Source organism: Bacillus sp. FJAT-27225, assembly GCF_001685025.1.
Classification (GTDB): domain Bacteria; phylum Bacillota; class Bacilli; order Bacillales; family Cytobacillaceae; genus Bacillus_D.
Map to the genome: position 1 here is coordinate 84,930 of NZ_MAYU01000023.1, position 12,933 is coordinate 97,862.

The 12,933-nt window shown below is 43.5% G+C and carries 8 protein-coding genes and 1 pseudogene; 6 read left to right on the forward strand and 3 right to left on the reverse strand.

Annotated elements, in window-relative coordinates:
* Positions 1–27 precede the first annotated feature (27 nt).
* The 3 genes from A8F94_RS19350 to A8F94_RS19360 all read right to left on the reverse strand — a co-directional run bounded on the left by A8F94_RS19350 (position 28) and on the right by A8F94_RS19360 (position 3,850).
* Positions 28–825, reverse strand: coding sequence for a formate/nitrite transporter family protein (locus A8F94_RS19350; protein ID WP_066204255.1), 798 nt, complete (start codon positions 823–825; stop codon positions 28–30).
* 26 nt (positions 826–851) lie between these two features.
* Positions 852–2,189 carry an MFS transporter gene (locus A8F94_RS19355; protein WP_175384486.1) on the reverse strand — a complete coding sequence of 446 codons (1,338 nt, stop codon included), beginning with the start codon at positions 2,187–2,189 and terminating at the stop codon, positions 852–854.
* A gap of 368 nt (positions 2,190–2,557) precedes the next feature.
* On the reverse strand, positions 2,558–3,850 hold the full coding sequence (locus tag A8F94_RS19360) for a NarK family nitrate/nitrite MFS transporter (RefSeq protein ID WP_066204259.1): 1,293 nt from the start codon (positions 3,848–3,850) through the stop codon (positions 2,558–2,560).
* 305 nt (positions 3,851–4,155) lie between these two features.
* Between A8F94_RS19360 and A8F94_RS19365 the strand changes: the two genes are divergently transcribed.
* The 6 genes and pseudogenes from A8F94_RS19365 (at position 4,156) to A8F94_RS19390 (ending at position 12,701) form a co-directional block, all read left to right on the forward strand.
* Positions 4,156–4,923, forward strand: a complete 768-nt coding sequence (locus tag A8F94_RS19365) for a threonine/serine exporter family protein (RefSeq protein WP_066205061.1) — start codon at positions 4,156–4,158, stop codon at positions 4,921–4,923.
* 39 nt (positions 4,924–4,962) lie between these two features.
* Positions 4,963–5,421: a threonine/serine exporter family protein gene (locus A8F94_RS19370; protein WP_066204260.1), complete on the forward strand. Its 459-nt coding sequence runs from the start codon at positions 4,963–4,965 to the stop codon at positions 5,419–5,421.
* 406 nt (positions 5,422–5,827) lie between these two features.
* Positions 5,828–6,254, forward strand: a pseudogene (locus A8F94_RS26250) (general stress protein); the annotation flags it as partial.
* 1,317 nt (positions 6,255–7,571) lie between these two features.
* Positions 7,572–9,317, forward strand: coding sequence for an ABC transporter ATP-binding protein (locus A8F94_RS19380; protein ID WP_066204262.1), 1,746 nt, complete (start codon positions 7,572–7,574; stop codon positions 9,315–9,317).
* On the forward strand, positions 9,298–11,109 hold the full coding sequence (locus tag A8F94_RS19385) for an ABC transporter ATP-binding protein (RefSeq protein WP_066204264.1): 1,812 nt from the start codon (positions 9,298–9,300) through the stop codon (positions 11,107–11,109). Before A8F94_RS19380 ends, A8F94_RS19385 begins: the two co-directional genes overlap by 20 nt.
* A gap of 281 nt (positions 11,110–11,390) precedes the next feature.
* The gene (locus A8F94_RS19390; RefSeq protein WP_066204266.1) at positions 11,391–12,701 is read left to right on the forward strand and encodes an ATP-binding protein; all 1,311 of its coding nucleotides are present in this window, start codon (positions 11,391–11,393) and stop codon (positions 12,699–12,701) included.
* The last annotated feature ends 232 nt before the right edge of the window (positions 12,702–12,933 follow it).

Here is a 12,933-nt window from a genome sequence, read left to right on the forward strand (position 1 = left end):
AATAGGCAGGGCCTTTGTGGCTCCTGCCTATTTTTCTTCTTCTTCATATTCTGAGATGAACGGTTTGTTTACGTAATAATACATCCCGGCCATAAAAACGGCTCCGCCAATTAAGTTTCCAATTGTGACTGGAACTAGGTTATGGATGACCCCATCCCAGGAAATCGTGCCAGGATGATTCAGAACTAGTGCAATCGCGAACGTACACATATTGGCAATGCTATGTTCGTAGCCGGAAATGAAGAAGCAAAAGACAAACAGCATCATCGTAAATAATTTCGGGCCATCACCTTTTAAAGTAGTCGGAATGAAAAAAGCAAGACAAACCAGCCAGTTACAAAGAATAGCCCGAAAAAACAATTCGTCGGTTGGAACGTGCATCTTTTTCTCAACAACGTCCAGCAAATATTGATTAACTGAAGACTCGGCAAACAGGCCGGTTGACCAAATTAGGAACGCGAAGGAAACGGCTCCCAGTATATTGCCCGCATAACTGAAAATCCAGAGCTTGATTACGTCCAACCAGGCCATCCTACTCCGAAGGGCTGCATACGTATAATAAAAGGTATTGCCAGTAAATAAGTCTCCACCGCCATAGGCGATCAAAATAATCGCAGATCCGAACGTAATCGCAGCCATTGGGTAAGTAAGCGGTGAGTGCTCCATGTAGAAGTAATTCCCTGTTTTAAAGGCAACAATAACGCCAAACCCAATAAACATGCTGGCGAGCATGGCTCGAAGTATGTAACGTATTATACTCTGCTTATAGATTTTAAGCTTTTTCAGTGCAAGGTTTTCAATTTCAATTAGAGATTTAACTTCCAACGTGCATCCTCCCAACTCGAATCGTTCTATTTTTTGCTGGGCACCAAATGATATGTATTTGGACATTTTACCCTTCCTGGTAACCGGTAAACGACATCAATATGAAAAAACCGGAGGCTTGGACTAGCGCCTCCGGTTTCTTTAATGTGCATTCTTGTTGGAATATATCTTATTCTTCTTGTAACGGCAAGCAAGGCGAAACCGCTTAAAAGGAGCAGGATGCTCGTAACGAGGAACACCGATGGAAAGCCATAGCTGCCTGCCAGAACTCCGCCAAGGACCGGGCCAATGATGTTGCCAAGAAAACGCAAGCTTTGATTATATCCCAGCACCTCACCTTGAATAGCAACAGGTGCTTCCTGCCGGATAAAAGCCATTCTGACCGGTATGATCCCTCCTATAGTAATCCCGAGGCCAAATCGGATTAGTACAAGCTGCCAGACTTCTTGAACAAACATTCCTGGGATGTACAAGATGCCACCGGCAAGCAGAAGCAGAATCAAGATTTTAATGTACCCTTTCTTGTCGGCCAATTCTCCCCATTTTCTCGCCATCATTAAATTTCCGAAGCCTGCCGCTGAAAAAGCCAAACCGGAAAAGAATGCAAGATTTTCAGGGCCGTGAATTTCGCTGACGAAAAGGGCTAGGATCGGCTGGATGCTGAATAAAGCGATCTGGATAAACATCGAGATTAAGAGGACAGTTGTTAGAGTTGGGTTGCGTAAGATTAACTGGACAACATCAAGCCGGCTGTAATTGGCCTTTTTTCCTCGCTTCATATCAACTCTGAACTCTTTCACCATTGTAATCAGCAAAACCGAAATCAGGATAATGCTTGAGGTTCCTTTAAATGTATCTGCATAGCCTATTGAATCGGCTAGAAATCCACCAATTAATGGACCGAGTAATGTCCCGGTAATGTTCCCGGTCTGCAGGGTGCCTAATACCTTTCCTGCCATTTCCTTTGGGGTTTGGGTCGAAATAAAAGCCTGGGTGACAGGAATGCTTCCAGCGAAAAATCCCATGAATAACCGTAGCAGTAGAAGCTGCCAAACAGTAGTAACCATACCCATCAGGAAGAGGGATAACGACATCCCAAGACCAAGGAAAATCAGAATTTTTTTCCGCCCGTATTTATCGCCCAGCCTGCCAAGGATCGGCGAGAACAGGAAGGCAGTCACGAATGTAGCAGCAAAGGTTATTCCTGCCCAGCGTTGGACATACTCCTCAGAAAAGGTTCCGAAGCTTTCAATATAAAGAGAAATGAATGGCATGACCATCGTCAAGCTGCCGCCAATGAAGAAGTTGGAAAACCACATGATGGCTAAATTCCGTTTTAACATTGATTGTTCATTCAAGCTCATCACTCTTTCAGATCCATGCTTTTATCCCGCTTTAACGGGCTGTAAAGTCTGTTGATTGAAATTCTAGTTTATTTCGTTACCCTAAATATCATATCAGAATTGCCACGGGATGGAAAAAGAACGGGCTTATAACAGAGAGGGCATCTAAAAAGATCTTTTGGAAAATGACGATCGAAAGGAGTGTGTGGACAACTTATATAAGGAAATTCACAATTCAGCCACCTTGTTTTGTCCTTGAAACTCAAATTACACTTGCCCATGTCAAGATTGTCCTTCCAAACATGCTTAATAAAAATTAGCAAACTGGAATTGCTGCGAACGTAAAAAAACCCCCTCTCGACTAGAGAGGGGGTTGGTTAAAATGTATATTACGCTGCTTTCTGGGCTGAGACTGCGTCTTTTCTCTGATAATAGTACCAATTCAAAGCAAGTGATACAACATAGAATGCAATGAAGAAGTAGAAAGCTGTTGCATAAGAACCAGTTGACTCAATAGACCAGCCAAACAATTTTGGAATTAAGAACGAGCCGTATGCCGCGAATGCAGCCGTAAATCCAAGAACAGGTGCCGCCTCCTTAGGGATGAAAATGGCCGGTATCATTTGGAACGTTGAACCCGAACCAATCCCTGCTGCCACGAAAAGGACTAGAAATGATGCCAGGAATCCTGAAAATTGATTTGTACCCAGGAAGTAAATAACACCCCCGGCACCGATAGTTTGAACAACGAGTACATAAGCTGTTACTCGTGCTCCGCCAAGTTTATCGGCGATCCAGCCGCCGACCGGACGGGCAGATGCCGCAAGCAATGCACCTAAAAAGGCGAGTGAAACATGCTCAGGGAACTGCGTTTTCAGCAACAGCGGGAACGCTGCGGAATTTCCAATGAATGAACCAAATGTTGCAACATATAGGATAGTCATAATCCATGTATGTTTACGTTTAACAATAACAAACTGATCAGAAACCGATTGCTTTGCTGTTGGGAGATTATCCATCCCGAAATAAGCAGCAATTGTCATGATTACAATCGGAATGACCCAGATAAAGGCAGCATTTTGTAAATATACCTTTGTGCCATCTGCCATTACCTGATTGTCACCAACAAGGGCAAAAGTACCGGAAGCGATAATAAGCGGTGTTACGAATTGGACGACGGAAACCCCCATATTGCCAAGGCCGCCGTTAATTCCAAGTGCTGTTCCTTTTTCTTTTTTAGGAAAGAAAAATGAAATATTGGCATTTGAGGACGAAAAGCTACCGCCTCCAAGTCCGCACAACGCTGCCAAGAGCAGCATGATACTGTATGGTGTTTCAGGATTCTGGACAGCAAACCCGATTCCGACCGCCGGGATAACAAGAACGCCTGTTGAGATAACGGTCCAGTTTCTTCCTCCAATTGAGCCTACTGCAAACGTATAGATAAAACGCAGAGTAGCCCCAACTAATCCAGGCATTGCCGCGAGTGTAAATAATTGTTCTGGCGTAAAAGTAAAACCAACATCGTTAAGGCGAACTGCAACAACTGACCAGATTTGCCAGACGATGAACGCGAGCATAAGAGACGGTACTGATATCCATAAATTTCGGGTTGCGTGTTTCTTTCCTTCTTTTTTCCAGAACTGTTCGTCCTCGGGATTCCAATTCGTAATTCTTGCCATGAAAATCTCCCTCCATCCAAGACGAGTTATCACTACGTCTGTATTAACAATCTTAATGATAGTGAGATAGTAGCACGAAAAATGTGACTAACATCACACTAGTTTTGGATGATTTGTGAAAATGGGGGTCAGTTCATAAAGTTGTAACTTTTAGGCTTTCCGGGAAGGTGTAACAAGAATTTTTAAAGAGCGGAGGGTATGAAGAAAAAAATTAAAATGAAATTCACACGATTCATTTTTGGAATGCGGCTAAAAGGATTATAATGATGTGTAATCTTTTTAAACAGCTTGAGAGGGAAATTAATATGGAAAACCAACAGCATAAAGAAGTGTATAAAGTGATGGACCTTTGTCTTCAAGCCGGGCGTATCATGCTGCAAAGCGGAGCTGAGACGTACAGGGTTGAAGATACAATGACAAGGATTGCTTTGTCGTTTGGCGTAAGCAAATCTCATTCATATGTCACGCCAACCGGGATTATTTTTACGGTTGAAGGTACTGAATCCGGAATAACTAAGCTGATTAGGATATCGGATCGATCGACAGACTTGAATAAGGTGGCCTTGGTCAATTCGATTTCGAGAAGTATACATGAAGGAAACTTAAACCTTGATCAAGCAGAGAAACGGCTGGAGGAAATCGAAATAGTAGGGCATACGTTTCCATTATCTATTCAGGTGGCTGCTGCTTCACTGGCAAGCGGATGTTTTATGATAATGTTCAAGGGAGTCTGGTTCGACTTTTTTGCGGCAATGGTAGCCGGAGGGTTTGGCTTATTAACAACCCATTTTCTTCATAAAATTGTGCCGATAAAGTTTTTCGCTGAATTCTCTGCATCATTTGTGATTGGACTTATTTCTCTTTTATTTGTATCAACGGGCCTTGGGCTCGAGCTGGATAAGATTATAATCGGTTCGGTTATGCCGCTCGTACCGGGGCTGCTTTTAACGAATGCGGTACGTGACCTAATTTCCGGACACCTTGTGGCAGGCCTGTCAAAAGGAGCAGAGGCTTTTCTGACAGCCTTTGCGATAGGAGCGGGGATTGCGGTCGTCCTAATTTACTTATCTTAAAAATAGGACAACAAATGCTACTAAAGGAGAACGAAAAAATTGGAAGTATTCGAACAGCTTATTACAAGTTTTGTAGCCACGGCAGCGTTTGGCATCCTGTTTAATGCTCCGCGAAACTCTTTGATTAAGTGCGGCATGGTCGGAATGATTGGCTGGTTAATTTATTTTCTTATTGAATTGAATACAGGAGATGCCGCCGGTGCTACGTTTGCCGCAGCGTTTATAGTTGGTGTTATCAGCCATACACTTGCAAAGGTGTACCGCACTCCCGTTATTGTTTTTAGCGTGGCTGGAATTATTCCGCTCGTACCAGGCGGAATATCCTATGATGCGATGCGCCATTTTGTTGAAATTGACTATTACAATGCAATGAACTTGGCGGGGAGAGCATTCCTGCTTTCCGGTGCGATTGCAATGGGACTCGTTTTTTCCGAAGCATTGAACTTAATCCACCGACGAATATATTTAATAAAACCTTCGACACGGGTAAAACCCTAATAAATCATAGTTTCAAGGGAGTTTAATCAAACGTTTGATTAATAAAAATTTGATAAAATTCGACTTTAGCTGGCATCTCCAAACGGGTGCCAGTTTTCTGTCTGTATACGATTAAAGGGGCAGCTGAATTCCAATAAATGTATAAATGCTCATATCCACATTAAAATGGATCATATATGTTGCATGAATTGGCTCATAAATTTGTGCGGTATTAAAAAAGGCTTCACGTTAGGAAAGAAAAGTTGCGAAATCGAGCCTGTCAGCATCCTTTTTTCATAATGCTGGGATTAAGCAGCAAACTAACTTTAAATGGCAATTTGAAATATATTTGTAATTTTATGGAGGATTAGTGGACAGGGCTGGCGGGTATCTAATCCTTGTATCAACCTTTAAAGGAGGAAGATCAATGGATAAACGAATTGTTGGTGTTTATGACACTGGAGATGAAGCTGTACAAGCCATCGAAGAGTTAAAATCACACGGTTATGACAGGGATTCAATTTCGGTTATTGCAAAAGACAGAGATGACGTCGAAGATATACACGATGAAACTGGTACGAAAACGGAAGAAGGAATGGCGACAGGCGCAGCAACAGGCGGGGTTCTGGGTGGACTAGCCGGATTCCTTGCCGGTGTCGGGGCGTTAGCAATTCCTGGAGTGGGCCCAATTCTTGCAGCTGGACCGATTGCGGCCACACTCACCGGGGCAGCGGTTGGAGCAGGTGCCGGTGGTTTGGCTGGTGCCCTAATTGGGATGGGCATCCCTGAAGATGAAGCAAATCGCTATGAAAGTGATGTCAAGTCGGGTAAAATTCTTGTCCTTGTAGATGAGGAGGGAAGGAATTTTGACACGACGGATGGTGCTGTTACCCGGAACACAAATGATTGGTCGGGAAGCACAACAATGGATGAACCAATAGGTCGTAATCGAAGCGGCCTGGAAGCAGGAACAGTCGATGCCAATTACGACACCCTTGGCGGAAACCTTCATTCAATCCATGATGCAAATCTGGACGATTCAACTCGTAAAAACCAGGGTCCAATGAACAGCTCGGATGCATCCAGAAGTGGCCTGCTGCATGGCGGTGCAACGATGGGCGGTTCACGCCAAACGGACACAGGTGACACTGGAATGATGAATGGATTTGAAGGCGGCCTAAATACTGGGGGTTCTCTCCAAAATGATCAGCATCATGATTATGGTACAGGAGGTTCTGGCAAAAACGACTTCATGGCCGGCAATTCATCATTGGATAATGCAGATACAGGTTCATCGGACCCATCCGCCATCAACCAGAATACCGCCGGAGCGGCTTTTGGCACTGATGAAGATACAATCGTCGGTGGAGCTGGCGGTCCTGGCGGAAACTCGTCAATCGGCAATAACACTGGATTGGATGTTGGCTATAACGCAGGGCTTGGCGGTGACCCGTCGCTTTCAAACACCCCAAATGCCAATCCAGATTCCAGTTTCGGGGACTCATTAATTAGCAATGACCCGTTTAAAGGAACCGATGATACCCTGAGGGAAACAAATAAGAATCGGGATAGCTTTGATGACCGTTTCGACGGTGAAGGCCGCGATAGGTCAAAACGCTAATCAACGCATTGAAAAAGGCAGGGGGACCATATCCCCCTGCCTTTTGTATGTGATAGGCTCTTCCTATCAGGTATCGTGCTTCGTTTTTTTAGAACGAAGCTTCTCTAAAGTAACTTGCAGCATATCGCAAGGTAATAAGTTTTCATTTAATTGATTGTTTAACGTGAACAATCATAAGCCGCGGTTCAATATCCCACCTGGTTGTTTAAACCTAAACGACGTAAGCCCTACCTCTCTTACATCCTTACGGCTCCGAAGCCGCGCCAGTGTGAATAAGTCCCTTTATAAAAACAAAAGCAGAATGCCAGTCTATATTACATTGCAATCCGCATATATTTCAAGTTACTTTTGCGTTGACAAATTATTATTATATACCTTAGAACATATAAAGTCAAATGTATTTTTTAGAAAAGAATATAGCAAATCAATTTATTAAATAACGAAAGTAAAGTATGATGTTAATCAAGAATATTTAGATAATCGAAGGAATGCCGGCGCAACGTGGGTGCTTATGCAGCCAAGACTTAAGAAATCAGGCAGGTGTGGGACAGTGTCGAAACTATTCAGCTTTCTAATGCCGTACCGTTTACATATGGCGATTGCAATTTTGCTAATGCTTGTTGAACTGATTGTTGAGCTATGGCAGCCGCTCTTGATGGCAAAAATCATCGACGATGGCATCATGAAACAGGATATGGGAGTTGTTACAAAATGGGGATTTGTCATGCTTGGGGTATCTGCGCTTGCTTTCATTGCGGGGATTGTCAATTCCTTTTATGCAGGGCATGCGAGCCAAAGTTACGGCTATGATCTCCGTAAGGCACTTTTTGAAAAGGTTCAGTCTTTTTCGTTCTCCAATTTTGACAGATTCTCAACATCCTCACTCGTTACGAGGATGACGAATGATGTTACGATGATTCAAAACACTGTTTTCATGAGCCTGAGAATCATGATGAGGGCACCTTTGCTTATATTTGGTGGGCTTATTATGGCTCTTGTTGTCGATTTGAAACTCGGTCTTATTCTTTGTGCAGTCACCCCGTTTTTAGTTGTCTTTCTTGCCTGGGCGATGACAAAAGCACGAGGTTATTTTCTGGATATGCAGAAGAACCTTGACCGGGTCAATTCGGTTCTTCGGGAGAATTTAACCGCTATGCGTTTAATTAAGGCATTCTTACGCGGGAAACATGAAGTCGGCCGCTTTACGGAAGCAAATGATCGATTAAAGCAAAAAACCGTATCAGCCTTCCGGTTAATTGAATATACAACCCCAGTGCTGATGCTGTTCATGAATGCGGGCATCCTTGCCGTCCTCTGGTTTGGAAGCTTTGAGGTGAACGATGGAGAAACAAAGGTCGGCGAAGTGGTTGCAATTATTAATTATGGAACACGAATTACCGGGGCTCTTGGAGTTGTTTCGATGATCGTCATGATTTTTTCCAGGGCAAGAGCATCAGCACAGCGGGTTGTGGAAGTGTTTGATACGGAAGTAGACCTGTATGATGCTGTAGATGCAAGGAGCCTTAAAAAGGAAGCAGCCACAGGCGAGATTAAATTTGAAACAGTTTCCTTTCAATACCCCGGCACCCAAAGCCCGGCCATTGAGAATATTTCTTTTACAGCAGAAGCGGGATCGACTGTCGCTATCCTTGGTGCTACAGGGTCGGGGAAAACAACGATTTTTCAGCTGATTCCAAGGCTCTATGATGTTACTGCCGGGAAAATCCTCCTTGATGGAACCGATATCCGAGAATTAAAGCTCGAGGACCTAAGGCGGCAAATCGGCTATGTACCCCAGGATGTCCTATTGTTTACCGGGACTGTTGCCGAAAATATTTCATGGGGAAAAGAAGGAGCAACGAAGCAGGAAATCATTGAGGCCGCTTCCAATGCACAAATCCATGAATCGATACAAAAATTCCCTCATGGCTATCAGTCGTTGATCGGCCAGAAGGGTGTAAATCTGTCCGGAGGCCAGAAACAGAGAATTTCAATTGCGAGGGCGCTCGTCCGCAAGCCCCGGATTCTGCTTCTTGATGACAGTACAAGTGCACTTGATTTAAATACGGAGACAAAGCTTCTTAAAGCGCTAAAGAATTATCGATGCACGACATTCATTATTACACAAAAAATATCAACAGCTCTTAATGCAGATTCCATCCTTCTTGTTGAAGAAGGAAAAATAAGGGCCGTTGGTACTCATGCCGACCTGCTTAAGGCAGAACCGCTCTATAGGAAAATTTACGAAACACAGCGGGAAGAGGAGAAAGAAGTATATGCTGAAGGGATTAACTAAGCCATTCATGTATCCAAAGCCTGTAATCGAGGCAAAAGGGACTGCCAGGAAAAAGGCTGAAAAGGCGAAGAATTGGACTTCAACTGTCAAAAAGCTTTGGGATTATCTTTCGGTCCAAAAAGGCGGCATTGCCGCTGTGCTATTCCTGGTCATCCTAAGTACCGGCCTGTCGCTTCTTGGCCCTGTGCTTATCGGTAGAACAGTTGATCAGTATATTGTTACGAAAGAAATAGATGGCCTGCTTACTCTGCTCCTGTTCATTCTCATTGTATACGTCCTATATTCAGTTGCTGTGTTCCTGCAGGGATATATCATGATTGGAATCGCCCAGAATACAGTTTCTAGGATGAGAACCGATTTGTTTACTCACTTGCATCGGCTGCCAATTTCCTTTTTTGATAAACGGCAATCGGGTGAATTAATGAGCAGAGTCACCAATGATATTGAAAATGTCAGTTCAACACTGAATAGCTCGGTCATCCAGGTGTTTTCAAGTATTCTCATGCTTGTCGGAACAATTTCGGTCATGGTGTGGCTAAGCCCGCTGCTCACCCTCATTTCCTTGATTATCGTTCCACTTATGTTTTTAGGAATGAAATGGATTACAAACCGGACAGGGGTGCTTTTCAAAGCCCAGCAGCGCAACTTGGGAGAGTTGAATGGTTTTATTGAAGAAACGATTTCCGGACAGAGGATTGTCAAGACGTTCTCCCAGGAGCATAAGGTAATTGATGAATTTATTAAAAAAAACGGCCGTCTACGGGAATCAGGCTTTTGGGCCCAAACATTTTCGGGCTTCATTCCTAAATTAATGAACGGTCTGAACAATGTCAGCTTTACCATCATAGCAGCAATCGGAGGAATCTTTGCTCTTAACGGTATGATAACGATCGGTGTGATTATTGTATTTGCAGAATACTCCCGTCAGTTTACACGCCCGCTGAATGATTTGGCCAACCAATTCAATACTCTTCTTTCAGCAGTTGCAGGGGCTGAGCGTGTCTTTGAAATTCTAGCCGAGGATTCTGAATCATTGGACGAAACCGATGCGATTGAACTTGAAAAGGTCAAGGGCAAGGTTGAGTTCCGGGAAGTATCCTTCTCTTACAATAAAGGTGGCGACACAGTCCGGAATATTACCTTCATAGCCGAGCCTGGCCAAATGGTTGCGCTTGTCGGGCCAACAGGAGCCGGGAAATCGACCGTTATTAATTTATTGTCTCGTTTTTATGATCCTGACAACGGATTGATTCTTCTTGACGGACATAATACCGCGCTTGTTAAAAGAAAAAGCCTTAGAAGCCATATGGGTTTTGTACTGCAGGATTCGTTCCTGTTTGAAGGGCCAATTATCGAAAACATCCGTTATGGCAGGCTGGACGCTACAGACGAAGAGGTGGTTGAAGCGGCAAAGATGGCCAATGCCCATTCCTTTATCACAAAATTGCCTAACGGATATCAGACTCTGTTAAAACAAGATGGAGGCGGCATTTCGCAAGGGCAGAAACAGCTCCTGTCGATTGCGAGGGCGATTCTGGCAAACCCATCGGTCCTGATTCTTGATGAAGCGACAAGTTCAATCGACACGATTACCGAATTAAGTATACAGGAGGCCCTTGGGCGGCTGATGGAAGGAAGAACCAGCTTTGTCATTGCCCATCGGCTGAACACCATCCGCAATGCTGATGCCATACTTGTCTTAAACGATGGGCAAATTGTTGAACAAGGAAGCCATGAGTCGCTTCTTAAACAAAAAGGCTATTATTACACTTTGCAAAATAGTAAAGAATAGCAAACTGCCAGGGTTTCCCGGCAGTTTTTTTGTGATGGAAGCCGTCGGGTTAGCGGCAGGGGAGTTTTCTATTGAATAGCAGCATGTTTATGGCATGATAATTAGATTGATTCTCATCCTTGCGGTAAGTTGATTCCTTCATTCGGGAAACCATGTCGTTTTTTGCTGGAAATAGCTGTTAATTGTCGTACGAAAGAGGTATGAAAACGTTTCGAAGAGTTGGGGAGTTGTCGTAAAATAATGGTAGAGAGGAAACTTACCGAAGGGATTAGGTGCATAAGATGGTTGCAGAAAAATTACTGCTTCAAATGCTAATAATAGTAGCGCCTATCCTTCTTTACAGCATGTTGTCAGACGGAAATAGATTTAAGAAGGATAATTTGGTGTTTACCCTGCTCCAGTGCGGAGCTGTGTTTTTAAGTGTGGCTTTTACGTATCAAGCTCATGGATTTTACTGGGATTTGAGATTTGTACCATTAGTTTTAACTGCCTTATACGCCGGCCCTGTGTCCGGGTTTGCTGTGTTTAGTGTGCTATTACTGACAAGTGGCTATATCGGCGGCGAAACGGCTATTTACGGCTATCTTTCAAGTATATGTGTATTACTGGTGTCGATTGTGTTCTCAAAGAGGTTCTGGCTATTAAAGCGGGAAAATAGAGTAAAATATACAATGGTTACAGGAATCAGCTCTATTGCTGCGGCTTTTATGACTCTTTTTTTGTTTGACGTTCTCGTTGTAAATAGTTTAGCTGGAAACAGGATTCTTCGTACCCAAGATTTTGTGATTGATGCCTTGATCCATATTATTGCCCTGGGTGTAGCAGCCAGGCTGATGGAGGAAATCATAGAAAAGCACCAAATGAGAGTAGAGATACTTAGAGCTGAAAAATTGAATACGATGGCAGATTTGGCTGGGTCGTTTGCGCACGAAGTTAGGAATCCCCTCACAGTCGTCAAAGGGTTCATCCAACTCTTGCATAAGGATGCAAAAGGAAAAGAACATGACTATCTAACCCTGGCATTAAGCGAAGTAGGCCGCGCAGAAATGATCATTAACGACTATCTGAGCTTCGCCAAGCCCGAATTTAATAAAATTGATGAATTTAATTACAAAAAGTTGCTTGCGGAAATTGTTTCCTTGCTCGATCCGCTGGCTGCAAAAGGCGGAATCACGCTGGAAGCACAGTTGAAGGAAGAGGATTTATATGTAGTTACTGATCGGAATCAATTAAAGCAGGCAATTGTCAACCTGGTTAAAAATGGGATTGAGGCTACCCCTTCAGGAGGGAAGGTGATCCTATCGCTTGGAATTCATGATGGGCAAGCTGATATTAGGATTCGTGATAACGGAAGAGGCATGACAGAGGAACAGCTTTCAAGGATTGGCACACTCTTTTACACAACGAAGGAAAGAGGGACAGGCCTTGGAACAACCGTGGCAATACGGATTATTCATGTCATGAAAGGTGAAATTCAATTTAAAAGTGAACTGGGGAAGGGAACGGAAGTGGCGGTTAGGCTGCCAGCCAGCAAGAAACAGGCGTATTCCCCCCAAAGCCAAAGCAATGTATTGAGTGTCGCCAAAGGATAAAGGAAAGATTCTGTGGAAATCACAGGGTCTTTTTTTATAGATGATTGATTTCAAGGCTGGATATACGAAATATACTAAATTATTTTTGTTTTTTGTGACTATCGGCACAGCAAAACGTTTTAATAGATGTTGGGAAAATGTCGAAAAAGAGAGTTTTTTGCAGAACTTCATAGAATATTCTTTAAAAGGTGGTAAAATAAAGGAGAAGACTATTGATTAAACAAGGAGTACT

Excerpts from the sequence above, each read along its gene's own strand:
- A8F94_RS19355 (WP_175384486.1), bottom strand. The coding sequence starts at position 2,189 with ATGAGCTTGAATGAACAATCAATGTTAAAACGGAATTTAGCCATCATG.
- A8F94_RS19360 (WP_066204259.1), bottom strand. The coding sequence starts at position 3,850 with ATGGCAAGAATTACGAATTGGAATCCCGAGGACGAACAGTTCTGGAAA.
- A8F94_RS19365 (WP_066205061.1), top strand. The coding sequence starts at position 4,156 with ATGGAAAACCAACAGCATAAAGAAGTGTATAAAGTGATGGACCTTTGT.
- A8F94_RS19385 (WP_066204264.1), top strand. The coding sequence starts at position 9,298 with ATGCTGAAGGGATTAACTAAGCCATTCATGTATCCAAAGCCTGTAATC.
- A8F94_RS19390 (WP_066204266.1), top strand. The coding sequence starts at position 11,391 with ATGGTTGCAGAAAAATTACTGCTTCAAATGCTAATAATAGTAGCGCCT.